Here is a 25,837-nt window from a genome sequence, read left to right as displayed (position 1 = left end):
TTTTGAATATGTGAAATGAGGAACTTAATTTGAGAGGATAACTTTAGCCATGGCAAAACATCAAAAGAAGAACATCTATGCAGCGGGAGCTGTTTTAAAGAAGGAAATTGGTTTGAAAGAAGCCTTAACCATTGTAGTTGGGGTTGTAATTGGATCAGGTATATTTTTTAAAGCTACTCCAGTATTGGAAAGCGCCGGTTCTCCAATTGCAGCTATTATAGCTTGGCTGCTTGGAGGATTAATTACCCTGGCAGCTGCTCTTACGTTGGCTGAGATTGGCTCAGCTATACCGGAGACAGGTGGGGTATTTGCTTATTTGAAGGAGCTTTATGGAGAAAAAGTTGCTTTCCTATTTGGATGGGTTCAAGCGTTGATCTATATACCAGGTATTTTGGCGGCGCTGTCCATTGTTTTTGCTACACAAGCAACGTATTTTATGCCTATGACAGACCTCCAACAAAAATTGTTAGCGATTGGTATTTTAGTATTTGTGGCCGCACTAAATATCATTTCAACTAAACTTGGAGGCAGGATTCAGTTCATTTCTACGATAGCTAAAATGATTCCAATTATTGCTATTATCGTGTTTGGAATCATTCATGGAATGGGGAAAGAAACAGCGTCACTATTCTCGGAAGAATCTGTTCATAGCTTTACCCTAACCAGTTTTGGTGCAGCAATCCTAGGAACGTTGTTTGCCTATGAAGGCTGGGTGAGTGTTGGAAATATGGCTGGAGAAATGAAAAATCCTCAGCGCGACTTACCACGCTCTATTTTGTTTGGAATGACGATTATTATTGCTGCATATGTCCTAATAAACGTAGCCTTTTTCTCTGTCATGTCTGTTCAGGAGATTGTTTCGACAGAAAAAGTAGCAACGGATGCTGCTCTCATACTTTTTGGTAGCGGCGGCTCAGCGATTATCTCGATAGGAATTCTAATCTCTATCTTTGGTACATTGAACGGATATTTAATGACAGGTGTCCGAGTGCCATTTGCGATGGCACAAAACAAAATTTTCCCTTTCCATCATGTTATGGGGCGTGTTGAAAGCCGTACAAGTACACCGATTAATGTCTTTATTTTTGAAGTGGCCTTATCGATTATTTATATTTTATCTGGATCATTTAATACATTATCTACACTGGCCTTATTTGCTACTTGGATTTTCTTTGTTATGGCCATTTACGGGGTTTTCATTCTTCGTAAAAAGCGTAAGGACTTGGTTCCCACTTATCGGGTTCCTTTCTACCCAGTTGTTCCGCTTGTCGGAATCATTGGCGGAGTATATATATTGGTATGTACGGTCTTTACGGATACCCTATATTCTCTAATTGGTTTAGCCATTACGGCATTGGGGTACCCGGTATATCTTTATCTAAAGAAATCAAATATGTAAGTACTAAACACACGGAATTTCACTATGAAAATTCCGTGTGTTTTTTTATCTTTACTTTTACATGGCTCTTAGTCTGCTTTTTTAAAAGTAGAGGTAAACTGGGCATTTTGCTTGTATGATTGAAAAGGTTTTAGCAAAATAAGGATGTAGTCATATGTCTGTATATGAAAAAAGGTGAAGGTATGGGATATTTACGCAAGTATATAAAGAAATATGGAGTTTTATTTACGGTTGCGATTCTATTTTTAATGGTTGAGGCCATTTGTGATTTGCTTCTGCCTACGATATTAGCAACGATGATTGATAAAGGTGTAGCAAATAAAGACCTTTCATTTGTATTGGAAATGGGCGGAGTGATGCTAGTTGTTACGGCAATAGGTGCATTGGGGGCAATAAGCAGGAATATAATCTCCAGCAATATTTCGCAAAAAATGGGAGCCGAACTTCGCTCCGATTTATATAAAAAAATTCAATCTCTAAAACTTGTGCAAATGAACCGGTTTGAAGCGGCCACTCTTGTCACGAGGCTTACAAATGATGTAACACAAGTGCAAGTTTTTGTGAATGGATTGATGAGAATTATGGTGAAGGCACCATTAATCTGTATAGGGAGCATTATCATGGCAGTCCGTTTAAATGCTTCTATTTCGTGGATTCTATTAATTATTATTCCGATTGTTGCTGGAATCATAATGCTGAATCTGAAACTCAGTTTTCCTTTCTTTATCCGAGTACAAAAAGTGACGGATCGACTGAATGGCGTGATGAGAGAATATTTATCTGGAATTCGTGTCATCAGAGCTTTCAATCGTTCTCAGTTTGAGAAAGAACGATTTGAAGAACGTAATGATGATTTGGCTGCCACTTCTATTAAAGCGAATCGGGTCATGTCTATTTTTAATCCAGGGATTATGCTAACAGTGAATTTTGGCATCGTACTCGTCCTTTTAGTAGGAGGATGGAATATTAATAATGGACAAATGCAGGTTGGACAAATTGTTGCCTATGTGAATTATATGACTCAAATATTGTTTTCCTTATCGATGATTTCAATGATATTCAATTTCTTTGTACGGGCAAGGGTGTCAGCCGGAAGAATTGGAGAAGTGTTTAATACAGAAGATGTACCAAAAAATCCAGATATGGAAGAGAAAAATGACCATAATGAAGGCATCTTTTTTAACCAAGTCAGTTTTTCATACTTTGGAACGGAAGATTATGTAGTCAAAGATGTTACATTTAATGTGAAACCTGGGGAAACAGTGGGAATCATCGGATCTACAGGTTCAGGAAAGAGTAGTCTGGTTCAGCTGATCCCACGTTTGTATGAACCGTCTAAAGGTGCCATTTATAAGGATGGAATAAATATTCAAACAATCGATCCGGCCATATGGAGAGAGTCTGTCGCGTATGTACCTCAGAAATCGGTCTTATTTACAGGGACGATTAAAGAAAATATTCTTTGGGGTAAGGAAGATGCCAGTATGGAAGAAGTGGTTCAGGCCGCCAAGGCCGCATGTGCTCATTCGTTCATAGAGGCTTTACCAGATGGATACGAGACACATCTTGGACAGGGCGGAATCAATCTATCAGGTGGTCAAAAGCAGAGACTATCGATTGCAAGGGCATTATTGAAAAAATCTTCTGTATTAATTTTGGATGATTCAACGAGCGCGCTAGATGCGGTTACAGAAAAACAATTGAAGGAATCATTGGAGGAAAGAACGCAAGGTTCAATTATTTTTTTAATTGCCCAAAGAATTACTTCTGTTATGGATGCGGATAAAATTATCATTATGGAGAATGGAAGAATCGCGGGGATTGGGAATCATGAAGAGCTTAGGAACCATAATCCTGTTTATCAAGAGATTATACGTTCACAAATAGGTGAGGAGATGATGAGCCATGGCAAATAAAATGGAGAATGGCAGCGAGCCTTCACAGCCTGAGATGCCAAAAGCCGGAGGCAGAGGCCATGGCCACGGTGCGGGTCGTTTTGCTCCTGTGCAAAAACCAAAGGATTTTACGGGAACTCTAAAACGAATATGGGGTTTTTTTGGGACAGAAAAGAAAAATCTTTGGATTATTTTTGCGTTTGTTGTTATTAGTTCTTCCATTAGCCTATTTGTACCTTACTGGATTGGAAAGACCGTCGATCTGATTGCGACAGAACCAATTGATTTAAACCTGCTGCATATTATGATTCTCATTTTAGCAGCAGTTTACGTAACAGACGGAATATCGAATCTTTTTCAAGGCTGGATGATGGCTAAAGTTTCACAGCGGGTGGTCCACGGACTCCGAAGCACGTTATTTCATAAACTTCTTACATTGCCAATTGGTTATTTTGATTCACATGCCCATGGGGATATGATGAGCAGAGTAACCAATGATATCGACAATGTCTCTAGCAGTATTTCACAATCTACGACGCAATTAATGGGTGGAGTAATCACCATTACAGGATCATTTATTATGATGCTTACTTTAAGTCCTATACTGACTGTCGCGGCATGCATTACCGTTCCGTTTATGTATCTATTGACCAAAATGATAGCCAAGCGGACGCGTGTTTTATTTCGCGAGCAACAAAAGCATTTAGGCAGGTTAAATGGACATATAGAAGAATCCATATCCGGAACATTGATCATTAAAGCATTCAACCGTGAAAAACAAGCAGTTGAGACTTTTGAGGCGATAAATGAAAACCTGTTTGAATCAGGCAGGAAGGCGCAAATCTGGTCTGGTTATTTAATGCCCCTAATGAATGCCATAAATAATTTAGGGATTGCTGCGATTGCAATTGTGGGTGGGGTACTTGCTGTTAACGAGGCTGTAACGATAGGTGTCATTGCCAGTTTTGTCAGTTATTCTAGACAGTTTACTAGACCGTTAAATGATTTGGCTAATATATTTAATGTATTTCAATCTGCCGTGGCAGGTGCGGAACGTGTATTTCAGGTGATTGATGAAAATGAAGAAACAAAAGATCGCGAGCATGCGGTCCCTCTCCTGCATTCAATGGGAAATGTAGTTTTTAAAAATGTATCCTTTGGTTATGATCAGAACCATCCCATTTTGAAAAATATCAGTTTTGAAGCTAAGGCGGGCAGCCACAACGCTTTAGTCGGACCAACTGGTGCAGGAAAGACTACCATTACGAATCTCTTAACCAGGTTTTATGAGGTATCTGAGGGGAGCGTCTTAATCGATGGAGTAGATATTCGTGATTATACAAGAGAGAGCTTAAGAGATACATTTGGGATTGTGCTGCAGGATACGTATTTATTTACGGGAACCGTTAAAGAAAATATTAAATATGGCCGATTGGATGCTACAGATGAAGAAATGATCAGGGCTGCTAAAACAGCAAATGCTCACTATTTTATTACGAGATTACCAAATGGGTATGATACGATACTTTCGGAAAATGGAGCCAATTTAAGCCAGGGAAACAGGCAACTGCTAGCTATTGCCCGGGCAATATTGAAGGATCCGGCTATCTTGATTCTGGATGAAGCAACCAGCAGTGTCGATACAAGAACAGAACTAGCGATTCAGAATGCTATGCGTAAAGTGATGAAAGGTCGTACCAGTTTTGTCATTGCGCATCGGTTAAGTACAATTCGTGAAGCAGATACGATTATGGTTATCGACGATGGTCAAGTAAAAGAGAGTGGAACGCATGAAGAATTGCTGCGTCATCATGGTCGATATAGCGAAATGTATGAAAGCCAGTACAAAAATATCCAAACTTCATAGACTGATAAAACCTGCGGAAATCGTTCGCAGGTTTTTTATTTAAATGACAGCCACTTAGACATATAAACATATGAATAAGCTCTAAAAAAATAAAAAACAGAAAAACGCTAGGTGAAGACAATGAAAGCGCATACAAGTATTCAGAATAAATTAAATAGTCTAATAATTTAGAAAAATCAGTTGACTATATGTCCAGAAGGTCGTATTATAAATTTCAACAAGATAACAAAACAGGTGGTATTTGGAAGTGTTTTAATCGGGTATCTAAATAAAATTTAATAAGAACAAGCAATGATAAGGATAAGTAATAATTGGGTTGAACAGGTACAGAGAGCCGATGGTGCTGAGAATCGGAGCTGTTTCCAACTATGAACTCCCCTTAGAGCGTCTGTATGAAACCTTTTAGTAATGCAGGCCGGGTTGACCGATTAACCCGTTATCAAAATCAAAGAGTGCATGATCGAAATGGCGATCGTGAATTAGGGTGGTACCATGGAAGGGAAAACAAGCCTTTTCATCCCTGCGTTTCATTTAGAAACGTATGGGATGAGGAGGCTTTTTTATTTTATTAAAACGAACCTGGCAAATGAGCCTATCACTAATCAGGAGGTAGATTCCATGTTGGAGAAAACAGCTCTTGCTGAGAAAAAAATAGTAACTGAAATGAAAATCAGCGGAGCCGAGATGTTGGTCAACGCTCTAAAAAAGCAAGGAGTGGAGGTTCTGTTTGGATATCCGGGAGGCGCCGTTCTGCCCATCTATGATGCGCTTTTCAATGCAGGCATGAAACACATATTACCGAGACATGAGCAAGGTGCCATCCATGCAGCTGAAGGATATGCAAGGATAAGTGGAAAGCCTGGGGTTGTCATTGCAACTTCAGGTCCGGGAGCAACCAATATTGTTACAGGGCTTGCAGATGCCATGATGGATTCCTTGCCTCTAGTGGTCTTTACTGGTCAGGTTGGTACAGGAGTAATTGGAACAGATGCTTTTCAGGAAGCAGATATTTTAGGAATTACAACTCCAATTACAAAGCATAACTATCAAATTCGAAATACAGCAGATATTCCAAGAATCGTGAAAGAAGCCTTTCATATTGCTGCAACTGGGAGGCCGGGGCCAGTCCTTATCGATATCCCGAAAGATATGGCTCAGCTCATCGTGGTAGAGGAGGAACCCGAAACGATTCATCTGCCGGGATATCAGCCAAAGTATGAACCAAATTATCTACAAATCAGAAAACTTGTGGAGGCTGTCAGCTCTTCGAAGAAACCAGTTATTCTGGCAGGAGCAGGAATCCTTCATGCGAAAGCCTCAAAGTACTTACTAGAATATGCAGAGCAGCAGAACATCCCGATTGTCCATACATTACTCGGTCTTGGCAGTTTTCCTCCTAATCATCCTTTATATATTGGGATGGGCGGAATGCACGGAATATACGCAGCCAATATGGCGTTGTCTGAAAGTGATCTATTAATCAATATTGGGGCTAGATTTGATGACCGTTTAACAGGCAATCTATCAAAATTTGCTCCCTATGCAATGGTTGCCCATATTGATATTGATCCTGCTGAAATCGGTAAAAATGTTCCGACTGCCATTCCGGTTGTAGGAGATGCCAGACATGCTCTGAAACAGTTAATCAAGCAGAATGGCAAACAATCTGATAACGAGGCCTGGAGGCAACAAATCCGGTCATGGCTAGAGGACGCACCTTTCTATTATGAAAAGGGGAACGGTCAGTATATTAAGCCACAGAGAGTGATGGAAATGATTTATGAAATGAGTAAAGGGGATGCCATTGTGACAACGGATGTTGGGCAGCATCAAATGTGGGCGGCTCAGTACTATCCATTTAAACGGCCAAATGCATGGGTAACCTCTGGAGGACTTGGCACAATGGGCTTTGGGTTACCGGCATCCATTGGTGCACAAATCGCTGAACCGGATGATTTGGTTATATCTGTAAATGGTGATGGAGGTATACAAATGTCCATTCAGGAACTTGCTGTTATAGCCGAACATAATTTGCCGGTCAAAATTATCATTATAAACAATGGATCTCTCGGGATGGTTCGTCAATGGCAAGAAATTTTCTATGAGTCACGATACTCAGAAAGTGTATTCCAATTCCAGCCATCATTCGCCAAGTTAGCAGAAGCGTATGGGATAAAAGGATATGATGTGCGAACAGAAGAAGAAGCGGAAAATATCTTTCGTGAAGAATTCAGTAAACACGCCCCAGTCCTAATCAATGTTTTTGTGGAACCTGAAGAAAATGTATATCCAATGGTTGCACCTGGAAAGGGAATTAATGAAATGGTAGGGGTGAAGAAAAGTTGAAAAGAATCATCACTTTAACCGTTATAAACAAACCGGGTGTGCTGAACCGGATTACCAATTTATTTTCAAAACGGAATTATAACATAGAGAGTATTACGGTAGGGCAATCAGAAATGGAAGAAAGGGCGCGAATAACCTGTATCGTACATGTTGAATCTGTCCAGATAGCTGAACAAATGACCAAACAACTAAATAAACAAATAGATGTGATTAAGGTACAGGATATAACGGATCAATCCGTTGTAGCTCGGGAGCTGGCGCTTGTAAAAGTAACAGCAACTCCTCAATCGAGAAATGAGATTTACTCTCTCATAGAACCTTTCAGAGCTTCTGTTATTGATATTGGCAAGGAAAGCCTTGTGATCCAAATAACTGGCGAATCGAATAAAATTGAGGCATTTATCGAATTGATCAAGCCGTATGGAATTAAGGAATTGGCGAGAACCGGTACGACCGCTTTTGCCCGTTCCACTCAAATGGGGAACCAAGGAACAAAGAATTATTCCATTGTTTAAATAAAAAAGATAAGGGAGAGAACAATTATGGCAAAAATGTACTATCAAAATGAGGCAAATGAAGCAGTGTTATCAAATAAAAAGATAGCGGTTGTTGGATATGGATCACAGGGTCATGCTCATGCACAAAACTTACGGGATAGTGGTGCGGATGTAGTAATAGGATTACGTGAAGGGAAATCATGGAATCAGGCAGTGGAAGATGGCTTCGAAGTTAAGTCTGTAAGGGAAGCAAGTGAAGAAGCGGATGTGATCATGATTCTCCTGCCGGATGAACATCAAACAAAAGTATATAAAGCAGAAATTGAACCAGTTTTGCGGGAAGGTCACACACTTATGTTCGCTCATGGTTTTAACGTCCATTATCATCAAATTGTTCCTCCGACATTTGTTGATGTATCTCTTGTGGCACCAAAAGGGCCAGGTCATTTAGTAAGAAGGACCTTTGAACAGGGGGCTGGCGTTCCGGCATTGTTTGCCATCCACCAGGATAGATCAGGGGAAGCGACTGAGGTGGCACTAGCCTATGCAAAAGGAATTGGAGCACTAAGGGCAGGAGCACTTGAAACAACCTTTAAAGAAGAAACAGAGACAGATTTATTCGGTGAACAGGCAGTTCTATGCGGTGGTTTAACATCTTTAGTTAAAGCGGGATTTGAAACATTGACTGAAGCAGGCTACCAGCCTGAACTTGCTTATTTTGAATGTTTGCACGAACTGAAATTAATTGTTGACCTCATGTATGAAGGCGGAATGGAAGGGATGCGCTATTCTATTTCCGATACAGCTCAATGGGGAGACTTTGTATCAGGCCCACGTGTAGTCGGTCCTGCAGTTAAAGAAGAAATGAAGCAAGTATTAAAAGAAATCCAGAATGGTACATTTGCAAAAGGATGGCTGCTTGAAAATCAAGTGAACAGACCAGTCTTTAACGCAACACAGGCTCAGGAAAATGAACATCAAATCGAACAAGTTGGAAGAGAGCTTCGTCAAATGATGCCATTCATTCAGCAGCAACAACAAAAGAAACAGAAAGAAGTGGTCAGCAGTGCAAAAAATTAGCATTTTTGATACGACATTGCGCGATGGAGAACAGTCTGCAGGGGTTACTCTAAATTTGACAGAAAAGCTGGAGATAGCCAAACAATTGGAGAAACTCGGTGTGGATGTTATTGAAGCCGGATTTCCCGCTGCTTCTACAGGAGATTTTGAATCGGTTAAAAAAATTGCTGATCTAATCAAAAATTCAACGGTCACAGGTCTTGCAAGATCGGTGGAAAGGGATATCGATGCAGTATGGGGAGCATTGAAGCAAACCATCGATCCGAGAATACATGTTTTTCTAGCAACCTCACCGATACACAGACAGTATAAACTGAAAATGACAGAGGATCAGGTAGTGGAGGCTGCTGTGGCATCGATTCGCTATGCAGCGAAGTATTTTCCGGTTATTCAGTGGTCAGCTGAGGATGCGTGCCGCACGGAGCTCCCATTCCTCGCTCGGATTGTAGAAGAAGCTATCAAAGCGGGTGCGCAAATTATTAATATTCCAGACACAGTCGGATATATCACACCGAAAGAATACAGTGCAGTATTCCAATACTTGATAGATCATGTTCCATCAATTGATAAAGTGACCTTATCTGCCCATTGTCATGATGATTTAGGATTGGCAACTGCCAATTCCATGGCAGCCATTCTGGCTGGAGCGACTCAAATTGAAGGAACGATCAATGGAATAGGTGAAAGGGCCGGAAACACCTCCATAGAAGAAGTCGCGCTTGGTTTATATACAAGAAAGGACTTTTATCAGGCAGAAACAAGCCTCGTGCTTGGTGAAATTAAACGAACAAGTGAACTGGTCAGTAAATTAACAGGAATGGTAATTCCACCAAATAAAGCAGTTGTCGGAAAGAATGCTTTTGCGCATGAATCAGGAATACACCAGGATGGGGTGCTAAAGGAGAAAACAACCTATGAAATTATCGAACCGGAGTTAGTTGGATTAAGCTCTAATTCCATGGTACTTGGTAAACATTCTGGCCGACATGCATTCCGTACAAAATTGGATGAGTTGGGCTTCCATGTATCAGATGAAGAAGTCAATCAGCTTTTCAAAGTCTTTAAAGACCTGGCTGATCGTAAAAAGGAAATGACAGACGAAGATATTGTTGCGCTAGTTTTGGAGGAAAAAGTAACGAAAGAGGATCGTTATTATGAATTAATTTCAATTCAAGTACAATATGGCACCAATCAAATTCCAACAGCTACCGTTACGTTGTCAGGAGTAAATAATGACAGAATTCAGGAAGCTTCAACTGGAGCAGGAAGTATTGAAGCCTTATACAATACGCTGGAACGCTGCATCCAGAAACCAGTAAAGCTGCAGGATTACCGTATTCAATCAGTTGGCGGCGGCAGAGATGCATTGGCACAAGTGTTTGTAAAGGTTAATTATCGAGGAGTAGAAACGAGCGGACGCGGATTAGCTCAGGATGTTTTGGAAGCGTCGGCTAAAGCCTATTTAAATGCTATTAACCGCGTAATTTTAACAGAAGAACACCAATCGATGGCCATAACAAATTAATCAATAAGGGGGATTTCGATAATGAAAAAGAACATTGCTGTATTGCCGGGTGATGGGATTGGACCGGAAATTATGATGGGAGCCCTCGAAATCCTCAATGCTATTGGTGAACGATTTGGGCATGAATTCACCTTTGAATATGGACATATTGGCGGGTCAGCCATTGATACGGAGGGAACTCCTTTATCAAGTAAAACGATTGAATTGTGCAAACGAAATGATGCCGTGTTGCTCGGCGCTGTCGGAGGTCCTAAATGGGATCATAACCCACCGGAAATGCGTCCTGAACAAGGGTTATTAAAGATTCGAAAAGAGTTGAATTTATACGCGAATATACGTCCTATTAATTATTACGCCAGCATCCAGGATTCTTCACCTTTGAAGAAGGAAATTATTGAGGAGACAGACTTTTTAATCGTGAGAGAGCTAACAGGCGGGTTATATTTTGGTAAACCGAGTGAACGTAGCTATCATAATGGCATGGAAGCTGCTGTTGATACCTTGTATTACGAGCGGGAAGAAGTAAAGCGGATTATCACACTCGCGTTTGAATTGGCAAAGGAACGAAAAGGGAAAGTGACATCTGTAGATAAAGCAAATGTATTGGAATCAAGCCGAATGTGGAGAGAGGTAGCTGAGGAAGTAGCGAGAGAGTATCCGGAAGTGAAACTTGAACATATGCTTGTAGACAATGCGGCGATGCAGCTTATCCGTAATCCAAGGCAGTTTAACCTGATTGTGACGGAGAACATGTTTGGAGATATTTTAAGTGATGAGGCGAGTGTATTAACAGGATCGCTTGGAATGCTCCCTTCCGCAAGTCTTTCTGAAAATGGTCTGCATCTATATGAACCAATTCATGGCTCTGCCCCGGACATTGCAGGTCTAAATAAAGCTAACCCGATTGCCATGATTCTGTCTGTTGCATCGATGCTTCGTCATTCCTTCCAATTGGAAAAAGAGGCAAACATGGTGGAGCAAGCAGTTAAAAATGTATTGGACTCCGGTAAACATACCATGGATTTATCAGGCGACAGCAAAGCCTTATCAACAACGGAAATGGCTAAAGCTATTAGGGAAGAAATATTGCAGAAGGACGCTATCTTTCACATTATGGGAGCGTACGCGTAATCGTGTAATAAGAAGAGTAATCATTAAAATGAGGAGGGATCTATGTGGGTAAATCGATAGTGGATAAAATCTGGGAAAATCATATAGTACACAAGGAGGCGGGGAAACCAGATTTATTATACATCGATCTGCATCTCGTGCATGAAGTGACATCTCCTCAGGCATTTGAGGGTCTTCGCCTAAAGAAAAGAAAGGTACGCAGGCCCGATTTAACCTTTGCAACAATGGATCACAATGTCCCCACGGTTAATCGCTATGTCATTACAGATGAGGTTGCAAAAAGGCAAATGACAGCTCTGGAACGAAATTGTGAGGAATTTGCTGTTCCTTTAGCTGGGCTGGATAGTGAAGATCAAGGAATCGTTCATGTTATCGGTCCAGATTTGGGCTTAACGTGGCCAGGAAAAACGATTGTGTGTGGCGATAGCCATACATCTACCCATGGAGCATTCGGTGCCTTGGCATTTGGAATAGGTACAAGTGAAGTGGAGCATGTCTTGGCAACACAAACAATCTGGCAAAGCAAGCCTAAAACGATGAAAATCGAAATAAACGGTAAGCTCCATAGAGGGGTTACGGCAAAGGATGTCATTCTCTATATCATCTCCCAAAACAGTACTCATTTTGGCAATGGCTATATTCTGGAATATGCAGGAGAAGTTGTACGGAATATGTCGATGGAAGAGCGAATGACCATGTGTAATATGTCAATAGAAGGCGGTGCACGTGCTGGGTTGGTTAGTCCGGATGAAACGACTTTTTCTTATATGAAGGGGCGTAAATATGCACCAAAGCCGGAGGATTTTGAAGACTATTGTAAGCATTGGTCAGAATTGGCCAGTGATGAAGATGCAACATATGACAAAGTAATCTACATAAATGGAGAAAATATTTCTCCGATGGTCAGCTGGGGAACAAATCCAGGGATGTGCAGTCCAGTAACCGGGAATATTCCAGTTTCAACTTTACTGGAGCCGATAGCAGCCAAAACTTTACAACGTGCACTTGAATATATGGGATTAAAAGAAGGTCAAGCAATTACAGATATCCCTGTTCAGCATGTTTTCATCGGTTCCTGCACGAATTCCAGAATAGAGGATTTAAGAGAAGCGGCTGAGGTCATTAATGGCAAAACGGTTGCTGCGGGAATTAGAGCAATGGTGGTACCGGGCTCACAGGCCGTTAAGAAAAAAGCAGAGGAAGAAGGATTGGATACCATTTTCAAAGCAGCTGGATTTGAATGGAGAGAAGCGGGCTGCAGCATGTGTTTAAGTATGAACCCTGATGTTGTGCCGGCGGGCGAACATTGTGCTTCTACATCAAATCGGAATTTTGAAGGTAGACAAGGCAGTGGGGCAAGAACGCATTTAGTGTCTCCTCGTATGGCAGCAGCGGCGGCAATTTACGGGAAATTTGTAGATGTCAGAGGGTCAGCGAAGCCTTTGGTTTTCGGAAAAGGAGGTCATTAGTTTGGAAAAGATGACAGTGTATACAGGGAAACCCGTCATTCTCGATCGGGATCATGTTGATACAGATCAAATCATTCCGAAACAATTTCTAAAGAGAATTGAACGCACCGGCTTTGGAAAGTATGTGTTTTTTGATTGGCGGTTTAAGGCAGATGGGACAGAAAGAGAAGATTTTGAGCTGAATCAAGTTGAGACGAAAGGGGCAACCATTTTAGTCGCAGGTGATAATTTCGGTTGCGGATCCTCTCGTGAACATGCGCCTTGGGCACTTGGTGACTATGGTTTTAAAGTCATTGTAGCTTCATCATTTGCAGATATTTTTCACCAAAACTGTCTCCAAAATGGGATCTTGCCTATTACCTTAGATAAGGGAACTTTGAGTTCTCTTAAAGAATTTATACGAAGGGAAGTAGCCATCCATTTGACGGTTGATGTGCCTAATCAAGAATTGAGAGCGCGGGAAAAAGTCATAGCTAGATTCGATATACACCCATACTGGAAGAATATGCTGATTAATGGATGGGATGAGATTTCCTTAACACTGCAATATAGTGAGGAAATTGATCAATATGAACAAAGGAAACAGGCATAGACCATGAGGTTACGGTCTATGCCTGTTTTCTATATTTTTAAATGATAGAAAGCTTATAATATGGGAATGTTTTGTTTTTCGTGTAAATGCATGCTAAACTAACGACAATCAATTCAAAAATCAAGGCGGTTTGTTATGAAGAACACAAAGATTGAACCAAGGAATGAAAAGGTAGTTCCTTTTCCTAATCTGGCACAATTGCTCCTGAAAAAGGGGATGCAAGCCATGGAGGAAAAAAAATTTAACAATGCCCGTGAATTTTTTGGACAGGCTTATGACATAGAACCGGACGATGAAGATATCAATATTGGTTTAGCGCTATCATTGGTACAGCTGGGTCATTATCAAGATGCAAAAGCCATAGTGAAAAAGATGATGGGTAATGGAATCGGGGAATATTTTCATGTTATCAATATCTATTTAATGATACTTCTCCAGTTGAATGAGCATCGGGAGATTATTTCCGTTGTGGAAGCATTGTTGGAGGAAGATCAAGTACCCGCGGGTAGGGTTGAATCGTTAGAGCATCTTTTAGCCATGAGTAAACGGATTGTTGAGCAGGGCGGAGAAGAAGAACAAGAATATAAGGAATTTAAAGATGAATCTAAACAAATCCAAGAAGAGGAACTGACACATATCCTCGGAAATGGAACAGTTGAAGAGCAATTTTTTATGTTATCTACACTAGCCGGCCAAAATATTAGACCATGGGTAGGATTGCTTTGCCAATTTCTAATAGAAGAAAAACATCCATTTTTGAAAACCTTTGCTTTAACGTTATTAATAGAGCAGGAAGTTGATCGGGTTGTCGAGGTGGATAAATTCGGACAAACCCTAACAGTAAATGTTATGGATTTACCGAGTATAGAGCAAACGCTTTTTTTGTCGGAAATACATAAGGATTTAAGTGATAGATTGGAAAATAATAATCCGATTATGTTTGAGCAAGCCATGGATATGGTCAAAAGACATAATATCTTGCTTTACCCAATGAACATAACCAATCTTGGGGATTGGTCAGAAGCCTATTACCGAATTGTTTCGGAGGCGTATGGTTTACAGTTGAAGGAATCCAATTCGAGTGTAAATACAATAATAGAAGAAATAAGGAATTTAGAGGGGATGACTTTCCCTGTTATTTGAGGGTCCAAGTCTTGAAACGTAGGAAACCTATGTTATAATATAGTGGTTGCAATATGCATAGGTACAGTATGGCTGTACTACCTAAAATCAATAAATCTGGTTGCACATAACAAAAGTGTTATGAGAAGACGATTATTAGGAAATATATATAGTGGAGGGAAAACCATGTCTGCAAAATGGGAAAAGCTTGAAGGTAACAGCGGTGTATTAACTGTTGAAGTACCTGTTGAAAAAGTAAACGAAGGCTTAGATTCAGCATTCAAAAAAGTGGTTAAACAAGTACAAGTGCCAGGATTCCGTAAAGGGAAAATGCCTCGTGCATTATTTGAAAAGAAATTCGGTGTTGAATCTCTTTATCAAGATGCCTTAGATTTTATTCTTCCAGAAGCATACGCTAATGCGATCGAAGAAACTAACATCGAGCCAGTTGACCGTCCAGAAATCGATATCGAGAAAATGGAAAAAGGCGAAGCTCTTATTTTTAAAGCAACTGTTACAGTTAAACCAGAAGTTAAACTTGGCGAATACAAAGGTATTGAAGTAACTAAAGTTGATACTGAAGTAACTGAAGAAGACATTAACCAAGAAATCAAAACTTTACAAGAACGTAACGCTGAGCTTGTAATTAAAGAAGAAGGACAAGCTGAACTAGGTGATACTGTTGTTTTAGACTTCGAAGGATTCGTTGATGGCGAAGCATTCGAAGGCGGACAAGCAGATAATTACTCCTTAGAACTTGGTTCCAACTCTTTCATCCCAGGTTTTGAAGATCAATTAGTTGGTCTTGAAGTAGGCGGAGAAAAAGACGTTGAAGTTAATTTCCCTGAAGAATACCATGCTGCTGAATTAGCAGGCAAACCAGCAGTATTCAAAGTGAAAATTCATGAAATCAAAACAAAACAACTTCCTGAATTAGATGACGAATTTGCTAAAGATGTTGATGAAGAAGTAGAAACATTGGATGCTCTTAAAGAAAAAATCAAAACTCGTCTAGTTGAGTCTAAAAAACATCAAGCAGAACATCATGTAAAAGACACTGTTATCGAAAAAGCTGCAGAAAATGCTGAAATCGATATTCCAGGTGCCATGATCGAAACTGAAACAGATCGTATGGTTCAAGAGTTTGAACAACGCCTTCAAGCTCAAGGTATGACTCTTGATATGTACTTCCAATTCTCTGGCCAAGATAAAGATGCACTTAAAGAGCAAATGAAAGAGGAAGCTGAAAAGCGTGTACGCATCAACTTAACTCTTGAAGCAATTGGCAAAGCAGAAAATGTCGAAGTAACTGAAGAAGAAATCAACACAGAAGTACAAGCAATGTCTGAGCAATACGGTTTGTCTGCTGAACAAATCATCCAAGCGCTTGGCGGTACTGAAAGTGTTAAAGGTGATCTTTTAGTAAGAAAAGCAATCGACGTATTAGTTGAAAACAGCAAAACTGTAGAAGCTTAATAAATATAAAGGTTAACTTAACAAGGTGCGATTTTATCGTGCCTTGTTTTATACATACTATCCTTACATAATTAAGAGGCCACGCTTCGAGATGATTCGACTTTTCGAATCGAAATATTTTAACACATACATAATTGCTTTTTTCCTGAATTCAGTGTAGATTAACTAAATAAATAGGATTTAAAACTCTTCCATTTTTGATTTTTAGGGTTGAAAGAAGTCAAGAATGGATATTATGTACATATACATAAGGGACATTTAGTATGGAAAATGAGTACGGCCTTTTTCTTACCTTAAATGGGGCAATGTGTGTTACAATCCTTACATACCCTTCATTTGTTAATCTGACCGTAGAAAATTGCAGATTTCATGATAGAGTCCATAATACCAAGGGGTGAAACTATGTTTAAATTTAATGATGAGAAAGGACAATTAAAGTGTTCTTTCTGTGGAAAAACTCAAGAACAAGTCCGAAAACTCGTAGCGGGTCCAGGTGTTTATATATGTGATGAGTGCATAGAGCTATGCACTGAAATTGTAGAAGAAGAATTGGGTACTGAAGAAGAAGTTGAGCTTAAAGATATACCAAAACCAATGGAGATCTTAGATATCCTAGATGAGTATGTCATTGGACAGAAAGATGCTAAGAAATCTTTAGCAGTAGCTGTTTATAATCACTACAAACGTGTAAATTCCAATAGCAAAATTGAAGATGTAGAATTATCTAAATCTAATATTTGTTTAATTGGACCTACAGGTAGTGGGAAAACCCTTCTTGCCCAGACTTTAGCAAGATTGTTAAATGTACCATTTGCCATTGCTGATGCTACTTCATTGACTGAAGCTGGTTATGTGGGTGAAGATGTGGAGAACATCTTACTCAAACTAATTCAAGCTGCGGATTATGATGTAGAGAAAGCTGAAAAAGGTATTATCTACATTGATGAAATTGATAAAATTGCACGTAAATCTGAAAATCCATCTATTACTAGAGATGTTTCAGGTGAAGGTGTACAACAAGCATTGTTAAAAATTCTTGAAGGTACGGTTGCGAGTGTACCGCCACAAGGTGGAAGAAAGCATCCGCATCAAGAGTTTATCCAAATTGATACAACGAATATTCTATTTATTTGCGGTGGCGCATTTGATGGAATTGAACCGATTATTAAACGCCGTCTTGGCCAAAAAGTTATCGGTTTTGGATCAGGAGCAGCTAAAGAAGAAGTTGAAGATAAGAACTTATTAACAAAAGTTCTTCCTGAAGACATGCTTCGTTTTGGATTAATTCCAGAATTTATCGGACGTTTGCCGGTAATTGCGACGCTTGAGCAATTAGATGAGGAAGCATTAATTCAAATCCTTACAAAACCTAAAAATGCTCTTGTTAAGCAATTCCAAAAAATGCTTCAACTTGATGATGTTGAACTTGAATTCGAAGATGGAGCGTTATTGGAAATTGCCAAAAAAGCAATTGAGCGTAAAACTGGTGCCCGTGGACTTCGTTCCATTATTGAGGGAATCATGCTGGATGTAATGTTCGAACTTCCATCTCGTGATGATATTAAAAAATGTATCATTACAGCTGATGTAATCTCAGAAGGCAAATCCCCAAAAATTGTTCTTGTTGATGGAACAACTGAAACAGTTGAGAAGAAAACATCCGCTTGATAAAGATATAATCTGTAAAAGAGGCTAATCACAATGTGATTGGCCTCTTTTTTGTTAAATGGAGTAAACTTTTTATAGAGTAAAGCTGATATAAATTGTGAAAAGAGCTGAAGTGGATGGGAATTTAGCCAAACTATACAAGAATTCAGCCAAACTTTCGGTTAATCCAGCCGATTCAGCCAAGAATCCAGCCAAACCTCACGCTAATCCAGCCGATTCTGCTCAAAATCCGGCCAACGCTCCTGACCAATCGTATCAGCTTTTTTAGATAATCCAGCTTCGACTCCTAGTCCCTCGAGACATAAGCAAATACTCTGCGGGAGGAAAGAACTCCGAGCATTTGTCTTATGCTTGTCGGAGGCCTACAGAATGTAGGTCATGAAGACGTTGCCACACGATGTGGCGAAATTAGTCTTCGTTCCTTGACGTACCCCTTCAGCTTTTTTAGTCAATCCAGCTTCGACTCCTAGCTCCTCGAGACATAAGCAAATACTCTGCGGGAGAAGAACCCTCCCTCCGAGCATTTGTCTTATGCTTGTCGGAGGCCTACAGGATGTAGGTCATGAAGACGTTGCCACACGATGTGGCGAATTAGTCTTCGTTCCTTAGTACAGTCGTTTCAACTTTTTAGTGTTTATTCCTTCCTTTCTAGGGAGATACTAGCTTGTATCTCAACGATGTGATTTCAGGAGGGTGCTTATATGAGTTGGACGGGTGTGGTTATCATTATCCAGTTGTTTTTTGGGATAGTGATCGGATTGTATTTTTTAAATTTGTTGAAGGGTCAAAGGGTACAGAAGGTATCGATTGATAGGGAAGCTAAGAAGGAGATGGATCAGCTTCATCGAATGAAGTCTATCTCCTTGACTGAACCGCTTTCTGAAAAAGTAAGACCAGCACGTTTTGAAGATATTATAGGGCAAGAGGATGGAATCAAAGCGTTAAAAGCAGCACTTTGTGGCCCAAATCCACAGCATGTATTGATTTATGGACCGCCTGGAATCGGAAAAACAGCCGCTGCTAGACTTGTTTTGGAAGAAGCCAAATCAAATATGAAATCTCCATTCAGGCAAACAGCTACGTTTGTAGAATTGGATGCTACAACAGCACGGTTTGATGAAAGAGGAATTGCGGATCCACTTATTGGTTCTGTCCACGATCCTATTTATCAAGGCGCTGGAGCGATGGGGCAGGCAGGAATCCCTCAGCCTAAACAGGGGGCGGTTTCGAATGCTCATGGCGGTATCTTATTCATTGACGAAATCGGAGAACTGCACAATATACAAATGAATAAATTATTGAAGGTATTGGAAGATCGAAAAGTTCATTTTGAAAGTGCCTATTATAATGAAGAGAATCCGAATATTCCTAAACACATACATGAAATTTTTCAAAATGGTTTACCAGCTGATTTTCGACTTGTCGGAGCTACTACGAGGACGCCTTCTGAAATTCCACCGGCAATCCGGTCCAGATGCTTGGAGATTTTCTTTCGTGAGTTAAATCAAGAAGAATTGAAGCGGGTTGCTGAAAATGCTGCAAAGCGCGTTTCTTTGGATATTAATATTGATGGGCTTAATACGATAGGTAATTTTGCCAGTAATGGGCGTGAAGCAGTAAATATGGTTCAAAGTGCTGCAGGTTTAGCGATTACAGAAAATAGAGACTATATTAAAGATGAAGACATTGAGTGGATTGTGCAATCAAGCCAAATGTCTCCAAGATATCAAAGCTTTATTGCGAAAGAATCAGCTATTGGGGTTGTGAATGGTCTTGCCGTAACTGGACCGAGCACAGGGGCATTGCTTGAAATCGAAGTGACGGTTATTGATGCGAAGGAAAAAGGATCTGTTAATATTACAGGGATTGTAGAAGAAGAAAGTATTAATAGTGCCGGTAAATCGATTAAAAGAAAAAGCATGGCTAAGGGCTCGATTGAAAACGTAGTTACCGTCTTAAGAACGATTGGCGTCCCAGCTGATCAATATGATATCCATGTTAATTTTCCCGGTGGAATACCGATTGATGGTCCATCGGCAGGTGTAGCTATGGCTGTTGGTATTTACTCCGCCATTTATCAAATACCGGTGAAAAATAATGTGGCGATGACAGGCGAAATTAGTATTCACGGGAAGGTTAAACCAGTGGGTGGTGTGTTTACGAAAGTGACGGCAGCTAAGTTAGCGGGTGCAGATGTCGTTCTCATACCTGAAGAGAATACACAAGCTCTGTTGAACCAAGTTGAAAATATTGAAATCAGACCAGTTAAGCACTTAAAGGAAGTTTTTCAACACGTATTCGATCGAACAGCTGCCATCGATAACATCATCGAAAATATGCCACGATCCGAAAGGGAAAGCGGCTAATAAAGCAAAAATTAAAAGGCTTGCATAGAGCGAGCCTTTTTTTCGTCTACATTGCATATTTTCAGGAAAAGGATGTTATCTTAAAATTAATATAAAAGATGTTACATACACTTGGAAATAGGGAAGAAAAGTAACATGGTTACGTTTATCGTCCCAAATAGACACAAACCAGTAAATACGATAAAATTGGTAAAAGGTCTATGAATAATACATATATTAGCATGTTTTGGAGGTGCAACAAATGGCAAACACTATGGACAAAAACGTTCCCCTCCTACCGCTTCGCGGATTGCTTGTTTTCCCGACGATGGTTCTCCATCTGGATGTTGGAAGGGAAAAATCTGTTCAGGCGCTAGAGAAAGCGATGGTAGATGACCATTTGATATTTTTAACGACTCAAAAGGAAGCATCTACAGATGAACCTAGTGAAGATGATTTATATGAAATGGGTACGCTCACTAAAGTAAAACAAATGCTTAAACTCCCGAATGGAACAATTCGTGTATTGGTAGAAGGTTTATCGAGAGCACAAATGGTATCCTATGAGGATGATGGTGATTTCCTCACGGCAAAGCTGGAACTCATAGAAGATTCAACGGAAAAGGATCCAGAAACAGAAGCTTTGATGAGAACTTTGTTGAATTACTTTGAACAGTACATAAAAATCTCAAAAAAAGTGACAACAGAAACATATAATTCAACTGAAGATATAGAAGAACCCGGCAGACTGGCTGATATTGTGACATCTCATTTGCCAATTAAGCTGAAAGAAAAGCAAGAAATACTCGAGACCATTGATGTAAAAGAAAGATTAAACAAAGTGATTAGTTTAATCAATAATGAGAAAGAAGTATTGAATCTCGAAAAGAAAATTGGTCTTCGTGTTAAAAAGTCAATGGAACGTACGCAAAAGGAATATTATCTACGTGAACAAATGAAAGCGATCCAGAAAGAGTTGGGTGATAAAGAAGGAAAGGCTGCTGAAATCGCCGAATTGGCTGAGAAGATAAAGGATTCAGGCATGCCAGCCCAAGTAATGGAAACAGCTCTTAAGGAACTGGATCGTTATGAAAAAATTCCTTCCACCTCTGCTGAGAGTGCGGTTGTTCGTAATTATATTGAATGGCTTGTTGCGATTCCATGGTCTAATGCAACAAAAGATGACCTGAATATAAAGAAGGCTGAAAACATCCTAAACAAAGATCATTATGGTTTGGAAAAGGTTAAAGAGCGTGTTCTTGAATATTTAGCGGTTCAAAAGCTAACTAATTCCTTAAAAGGACCTATTCTTTGCCTGGCAGGACCTCCTGGTGTGGGTAAAACAAGTTTGGCAAAATCTATTGCCAAATCTCTGAATCGTAACTTTGTCCGTGTTTCTCTTGGGGGAGTCCGCGATGAATCAGAAATCCGTGGACATCGCCGTACATATGTAGGTGCTATGCCTGGACGTATTATACAAGGGATGAAAAAAGCGGGAACCATTAATCCAGTTTTCTTGCTGGATGAGATCGATAAGATGTCCAATGATTTTCGTGGAGATCCTTCTTCAGCTATGCTTGAAGTACTCGACCCTGAGCAAAATCATACGTTCAGCGATCACTATATTGAGGAAACCTATGATTTATCCAATGTCATGTTTATTGCAACAGCCAATGATTTAGCAACGATTCCAGCGCCTTTGCGCGACCGTATGGAGATTATTAATCTTTCTGGTTATACTGAAATTGAAAAGCTCCATATTGCTAAAGATCATCTGTTGGCTAAACAAATTAAAGCCCATGGGTTAACAAAAAGCCAGCTCCAAATGAAAGAGGATGCCATTATCAAGATCATCAGGCAATATACAAGAGAAGCCGGGGTTCGTACGTTGGAAAGGCAACTCGCAGCTGTTTGCCGCAAAGTGGCTAAAATAATTGTATCAGGCGAAAAGAAAAAAGTAATTGTCACTGAAAAAGTCATAACAGAATTCCTGGGTAAACCTTATTTCCGTCATGGGGAAGCAGAGCGTGAAGACCAGGTTGGAGTAGCGACTGGACTAGCTTACACAACATTTGGCGGAGATACACTTCAGATTGAAGTTTCTTTATCTCCAGGTAAGGGCAAACTTGTGTTAACCGGTAAACTTGGCGACGTCATGAAGGAATCAGCACAGGCGGCATTTAGCTATGTTCGCTCCAAGGCTGAAGAATTTGGCATTGACAAGGATTTCTATGAGAAATATGATATTCATATTCATGTTCCTGAAGGAGCTGTTCCAAAAGATGGCCCATCTGCAGGTATTACAATGGCGACTGCCTTAATTTCAGCGCTTACGGGTAGAGCAATCCGTAAGGAAGTAGGGATGACCGGTGAAATAACATTGCGTGGCCGAGTATTGCCGATTGGCGGATTAAAGGAAAAATCATTGAGTGCTCACCGGGCAGGATTAAAGAAAATCATTTGTCCGATTGATAATGAAAGAGATATTGATGATATTCCGGAAAGTGTTCGTGAAGAATTAGAATTCGTATTTGTATCACAACTTGATGAAGTGCTGCAACATGCATTGGTAGGTGGAAAAAGTTGAAAATTACTCAAGCAGAGATTGTGATGAGTGCTGTTAAACCGGAGCAATATCCGACAGAAGGGTTTCCGGAATTTGCTCTTGCTGGACGTTCTAATGTAGGAAAATCTTCTTTTATTAATAAAATGCTTAATCGAAAAGGGTTGGCTCGTACATCATCTAAACCAGGTAAAACACAAACATTGAACTTTTATAAGCTTAATGAACAATTATTTTTCGTAGACGTTCCTGGTTATGGATACGCAAAAGTATCCAAATCTGAACGTGCAGCCTGGGGAAAGATGATAGAGACATATATCACTACACGTGAGCCTTTACGTGCGATGCTTTTAATCGTTGATCTTCGCCATAAACCATCTGCGGATGATGTAATGATGTATGATTTCCTGAAACATTACGAAATTCCTTGCATTATTATTGCAACAAAAGCGGATAAAATCCCAAAAGGTAAATGGCAAAAGCATCTGAAAATCGTGAAAGATACACTGAATATGGTTAAAAGTGATGAAGTGATTTTGTTCTCTTCAGAAACTGGTCTTGGAAAAGATACTGCCTGGAACGCAATACAGGCGCGCATATAAAATAGATGCCAAAAGAGCTGCATGTTAATCATGCAGCTCTTTTTATTAGCTTTGACCATGTAGGTTTTGCCCAAAAATTTAATTCGATTTTCCTTCAACCTTAAAGTTGAGTTGCCGTGCAAGCTGTTTTATTTTTTCTTCTTTTTAAATAAAACGACGCCTCCAATGAGCATCAGGAAAACTGGCCAATAATGATTAAAGAAATCGATATAACCGACCAAGCCGAGCGTGGTGAGTAATTTCTCGTGAAATATAAAGATGATGGCTACAACTAGAAATAAAATCCCAGATCCCTTTCCGATTCCCTTCTTTAAAGAAATCAATAGAAACCCCAAACTAATCAATAAAAATAGAACAGTATGCTCAGCAGGCCAATATTCCAGTTGTGCTGCTATGTATTGGTGTAAACCAAATCCCGTAAACAGTATCCCAGGCAATATAAAGTCAGATTGATTGCCAAACTTACTTTCGGCAAGGAAGGCTATGCCGATAATAATACAAAGAGATCCCCATGAATAATAAGGTGATAAAAGGGGATAGTTGATCGACTTTAAAAAATAAAAAAGACCAAAACCAATGAAAATAATGCTTGAAAAATAACGGTATTCTTTCATTTGTATTCTCCCGGTTTATTATTATTGATAATTATTCTAATCTTTGATAATGTACAATTAGTGATTTAATTTACACATACTACAGTGTGAGAAACTATTTGGTAATGAAGATTGAATCTATTATATATTGATTATATCAGTTTTTTTTATTTCATGAAATTTCTCATTTAAATGAATACATTGATAAAAAGTTACGAAAATGTTCACAATTATGTAAAATATTACAAGTACGCCAATGATATACTTGCAAAAGAATATGCTCAGATGGGGGTGTGACAGGGGAAATGCATATAATTGTTGTTGGTCTTAATTATAAAACCGCTCCTGTTGAAATCCGTGAGAAAGTCAGCTTTGAAGTGGAACAACTGCCGGAAGCAATGAAAGTATTAAGTAACAAAAAAAGTATTTTAGAAAATATTATCATTTCTACGTGTAATCGGACGGAAGTATATGCAGTAGTTGATCAACTACATACAGGTAGATATTATCTGAAAGAATTTTTAGCAGAATGGTTCTCAATCGATCAAAATGAACTTTCTTCCTATTTATATGTTTATGAACAGGATGGGGCAGTCAATCATTTATTTCAGGTTGCCTGTGGATTGAACTCCATGGTGTTGGGAGAGACTCAAATTCTTGGGCAGGTGAAGAAGAGCTTCCAGCAGGCACAGGAAGAAAATACAATTGGTGTATTGTTTAATAATCTGTTTAAACGAGTGATTACGCTTGCCAAAAAAGCTCATTCTGAAACGGAAATTAATAAAAATGCGGTCTCAATCAGCTATGCAGCGGTTGAACTCGGTAAAAAAATATTTGGTTCGCTTCAGGATAAGAAAATTTTAATTGTTGGTGCAGGCAAAATGGGCCAGCTTGCTATTGAAAACTTATATGGCAGTGGTGCCAATCAAGTAACTGTTATTAACAGAACTTTAGAAAAAGCCGAAAAATTAGCCTCCAGATTCTCGGGTCAGGCAAAAAAGCTTCAGGAACTGCAATGTGCCCTGCTTGATGCAGATATTTTAATCAGTTCGACTGGATCAAAAGAATATGTGATTACAAAAGAAATGATGGAGAATATTAATATCTTGAGAAAAGGACGACCTATTTTCATGGTTGATATTGCTGTTCCACGTGATTTAGATCCTAAATTGATGGAGCTTGACAGCGTCTTTCTTTATGATATAGATGATTTAGAGGGAATTGTACAGGCAAACCTGGCAGAAAGAAAAGAAGCAGCAGAACAAATTATGATTATGATTGAAAATGAGATTGTTGAATTCAATCATTGGCTCAAAATGCTTGGTGTTGTTCCGGTTATTTCAGCATTACGTGAGAAAGCGTTGGAGATCCAAGCGGAAACAATGGAAAGTATGCATCGTAAATTACCTGGGTTAAGCGAAAGAGAATGGAAGGTTATTAATAAGCATACGAAGAGTATAATCAATCAGATGCTTAAGGACCCGATTCTTTATGCGAAAGACATTGCAGAAATGGGTAATCCAGAGGCTGCTTTAAAGGCATTTGTCTCAATCTTTAAAATTGATGAACTTATACAAGATCAGGAAGAGAAGACTCCGGTGCCTTTTGAATCAAAAAAAACGGCGCAGCAAAGTAGACCTGTCTTAAAAATGGTGTCACATCCATAA

19 protein-coding genes and 1 other annotated feature are annotated in these 25,837 nt (G+C 39.6%); of the genes, 17 read left to right on the top strand and 2 right to left on the bottom strand.

The features are described 5' to 3' along the window. Positions 1 to 49 precede the first annotated feature (49 nt). The 13 genes from AC58NB_RS05225 to clpX all read left to right on the top strand — a co-directional run bounded on the left by AC58NB_RS05225 (position 50) and on the right by clpX (position 18,067). Positions 50 to 1,399, top strand: coding sequence for an APC family permease (locus AC58NB_RS05225; RefSeq protein ID WP_497425767.1), 1,350 nt, complete (start codon positions 50 to 52; stop codon positions 1,397 to 1,399). 182 nt (positions 1,400 to 1,581) lie between these two features. After that, positions 1,582 to 3,315, top strand: a complete 1,734-nt coding sequence (locus AC58NB_RS05220; RefSeq protein WP_497425910.1) for an ABC transporter ATP-binding protein — start codon at positions 1,582 to 1,584, stop codon at positions 3,313 to 3,315. Beyond that, a complete protein-coding gene (locus AC58NB_RS05215; RefSeq protein ID WP_497425766.1) occupies positions 3,305 to 5,161 on the top strand; it encodes an ABC transporter ATP-binding protein in 1,857 nt (618 codons plus the stop codon). Before AC58NB_RS05220 ends, AC58NB_RS05215 begins: the two co-directional genes overlap by 11 nt. Positions 5,162 to 5,443: 282 nt before the next feature. Next, positions 5,444 to 5,686: a binding site (T-box leader), on the top strand. 93 nt (positions 5,687 to 5,779) lie between these two features. Beyond that, positions 5,780 to 7,507, top strand: coding sequence for an acetolactate synthase large subunit (gene ilvB, locus AC58NB_RS05210; protein WP_497425765.1), 1,728 nt, complete (start codon positions 5,780 to 5,782; stop codon positions 7,505 to 7,507). Further along, complete coding sequence (gene ilvN / locus AC58NB_RS05205; protein ID WP_497425764.1) at positions 7,504 to 8,022, top strand: acetolactate synthase small subunit; 519 nt, start codon at positions 7,504 to 7,506, stop codon at positions 8,020 to 8,022. The genes ilvB and ilvN overlap by 4 nt, the downstream gene beginning before the upstream one ends. A 27-nt stretch (positions 8,023 to 8,049) precedes the next feature. After that, on the top strand, positions 8,050 to 9,084 hold the full coding sequence (ilvC, locus tag AC58NB_RS05200; protein WP_497425763.1) for a ketol-acid reductoisomerase: 1,035 nt from the start codon (positions 8,050 to 8,052) through the stop codon (positions 9,082 to 9,084). Continuing rightward, entirely contained in the window at positions 9,071 to 10,609 is a 1,539-nt protein-coding gene (locus tag AC58NB_RS05195; protein ID WP_497425762.1) for a 2-isopropylmalate synthase, read from the top strand. Before ilvC ends, AC58NB_RS05195 begins: the two co-directional genes overlap by 14 nt. Positions 10,610 to 10,630: 21 nt before the next feature. Further along, positions 10,631 to 11,740 (top strand): 3-isopropylmalate dehydrogenase, encoded by a 1,110-nt coding sequence (gene leuB / locus AC58NB_RS05190; protein ID WP_497425761.1) that lies wholly within the window; start codon positions 10,631 to 10,633, stop codon positions 11,738 to 11,740. A gap of 44 nt (positions 11,741 to 11,784) precedes the next feature. Then, the gene (leuC, locus tag AC58NB_RS05185) at positions 11,785 to 13,209 is read left to right on the top strand and encodes a 3-isopropylmalate dehydratase large subunit (RefSeq protein WP_497425760.1); all 1,425 of its coding nucleotides are present in this window, start codon (positions 11,785 to 11,787) and stop codon (positions 13,207 to 13,209) included. A gap of 1 nt (position 13,210) precedes the next feature. Then, the gene (leuD, locus tag AC58NB_RS05180; protein WP_497425759.1) at positions 13,211 to 13,801 is read left to right on the top strand and encodes a 3-isopropylmalate dehydratase small subunit; all 591 of its coding nucleotides are present in this window, start codon (positions 13,211 to 13,213) and stop codon (positions 13,799 to 13,801) included. Positions 13,802 to 13,936: 135 nt separating this feature from the next. Further along, positions 13,937 to 14,944, top strand: coding sequence for a tetratricopeptide repeat protein (locus tag AC58NB_RS05175; RefSeq protein WP_497425758.1), 1,008 nt, complete (start codon positions 13,937 to 13,939; stop codon positions 14,942 to 14,944). Between the two features lie 165 nt (positions 14,945 to 15,109). Further along, positions 15,110 to 16,399 (top strand): trigger factor, encoded by a 1,290-nt coding sequence (tig, locus tag AC58NB_RS05170; RefSeq protein WP_497425757.1) that lies wholly within the window; start codon positions 15,110 to 15,112, stop codon positions 16,397 to 16,399. 402 nt (positions 16,400 to 16,801) lie between these two features. Beyond that, the gene (gene clpX, locus AC58NB_RS05165; protein ID WP_497425756.1) at positions 16,802 to 18,067 is read left to right on the top strand and encodes an ATP-dependent protease ATP-binding subunit ClpX; all 1,266 of its coding nucleotides are present in this window, start codon (positions 16,802 to 16,804) and stop codon (positions 18,065 to 18,067) included. Positions 18,068 to 18,139: 72 nt separating this feature from the next. Here clpX and AC58NB_RS05160 read toward each other — a convergent pair whose 3' ends face one another. Beyond that, a complete protein-coding gene (locus AC58NB_RS05160) occupies positions 18,140 to 18,262 on the bottom strand; it encodes a hypothetical protein (RefSeq protein ID WP_497425755.1) in 123 nt (40 codons plus the stop codon). Between the two features lie 506 nt (positions 18,263 to 18,768). Between AC58NB_RS05160 and lonB the strand changes: the two genes are divergently transcribed. The 3 genes from lonB to yihA all read left to right on the top strand — a co-directional run bounded on the left by lonB (position 18,769) and on the right by yihA (position 23,577). Then, the gene (gene lonB, locus AC58NB_RS05155) at positions 18,769 to 20,433 is read left to right on the top strand and encodes an ATP-dependent protease LonB (protein ID WP_497425754.1); all 1,665 of its coding nucleotides are present in this window, start codon (positions 18,769 to 18,771) and stop codon (positions 20,431 to 20,433) included. A gap of 241 nt (positions 20,434 to 20,674) precedes the next feature. Then, on the top strand, positions 20,675 to 22,999 hold the full coding sequence (gene lon / locus AC58NB_RS05150; protein ID WP_497425753.1) for an endopeptidase La: 2,325 nt from the start codon (positions 20,675 to 20,677) through the stop codon (positions 22,997 to 22,999). After that, positions 22,996 to 23,577 carry a ribosome biogenesis GTP-binding protein YihA/YsxC gene (yihA, locus tag AC58NB_RS05145; RefSeq protein WP_497425752.1) on the top strand — a complete coding sequence of 194 codons (582 nt, stop codon included), beginning with the start codon at positions 22,996 to 22,998 and terminating at the stop codon, positions 23,575 to 23,577. Before lon ends, yihA begins: the two co-directional genes overlap by 4 nt. A gap of 128 nt (positions 23,578 to 23,705) precedes the next feature. On the opposite strand, the gene AC58NB_RS05140 is transcribed toward yihA, so the two are convergent. Further along, a complete protein-coding gene (locus AC58NB_RS05140) occupies positions 23,706 to 24,191 on the bottom strand; it encodes a hypothetical protein (protein ID WP_497425751.1) in 486 nt (161 codons plus the stop codon). 284 nt (positions 24,192 to 24,475) lie between these two features. Between AC58NB_RS05140 and hemA the strand changes: the two genes are divergently transcribed. Next, on the top strand, positions 24,476 to 25,837 hold the full coding sequence (gene hemA / locus AC58NB_RS05135) for a glutamyl-tRNA reductase (protein ID WP_497425750.1): 1,362 nt from the start codon (positions 24,476 to 24,478) through the stop codon (positions 25,835 to 25,837).

Source organism: Pradoshia sp. TA40_28 (genome assembly GCF_059694525.1).
The sequence above is the reverse complement of the archived record's forward strand: the minus strand, read 5'-3'. Positions and strand labels throughout refer to the sequence as shown.

Bases quoted from the DNA above. Each gene is read 5' to 3' on its own strand.
- AC58NB_RS05175 (WP_497425758.1), top strand. From the start codon at position 13,937: ATGAAGAACACAAAGATTGAACCAAGGAATGAAAAGGTAGTTCCTTTT.
- ilvC (WP_497425763.1), top strand. From the start codon at position 8,050: ATGGCAAAAATGTACTATCAAAATGAGGCAAATGAAGCAGTGTTATCA.
- tig (WP_497425757.1), top strand. From the start codon at position 15,110: ATGTCTGCAAAATGGGAAAAGCTTGAAGGTAACAGCGGTGTATTAACT.
- leuB (WP_497425761.1), top strand. From the start codon at position 10,631: ATGAAAAAGAACATTGCTGTATTGCCGGGTGATGGGATTGGACCGGAA.
- hemA (WP_497425750.1), top strand. From the start codon at position 24,476: ATGCATATAATTGTTGTTGGTCTTAATTATAAAACCGCTCCTGTTGAA.
- lon (WP_497425753.1), top strand. From the start codon at position 20,675: ATGGCAAACACTATGGACAAAAACGTTCCCCTCCTACCGCTTCGCGGA.
- AC58NB_RS05225 (WP_497425767.1), top strand. From the start codon at position 50: ATGGCAAAACATCAAAAGAAGAACATCTATGCAGCGGGAGCTGTTTTA.
- AC58NB_RS05220 (WP_497425910.1), top strand. From the start codon at position 1,582: ATGGGATATTTACGCAAGTATATAAAGAAATATGGAGTTTTATTTACG.
- clpX (WP_497425756.1), top strand. From the start codon at position 16,802: ATGTTTAAATTTAATGATGAGAAAGGACAATTAAAGTGTTCTTTCTGT.
- AC58NB_RS05140 (WP_497425751.1), bottom strand. From the start codon at position 24,191: ATGAAAGAATACCGTTATTTTTCAAGCATTATTTTCATTGGTTTTGGT.
- ilvB (WP_497425765.1), top strand. From the start codon at position 5,780: ATGTTGGAGAAAACAGCTCTTGCTGAGAAAAAAATAGTAACTGAAATG.
- AC58NB_RS05215 (WP_497425766.1), top strand. From the start codon at position 3,305: ATGGCAAATAAAATGGAGAATGGCAGCGAGCCTTCACAGCCTGAGATG.
- lonB (WP_497425754.1), top strand. From the start codon at position 18,769: ATGAGTTGGACGGGTGTGGTTATCATTATCCAGTTGTTTTTTGGGATA.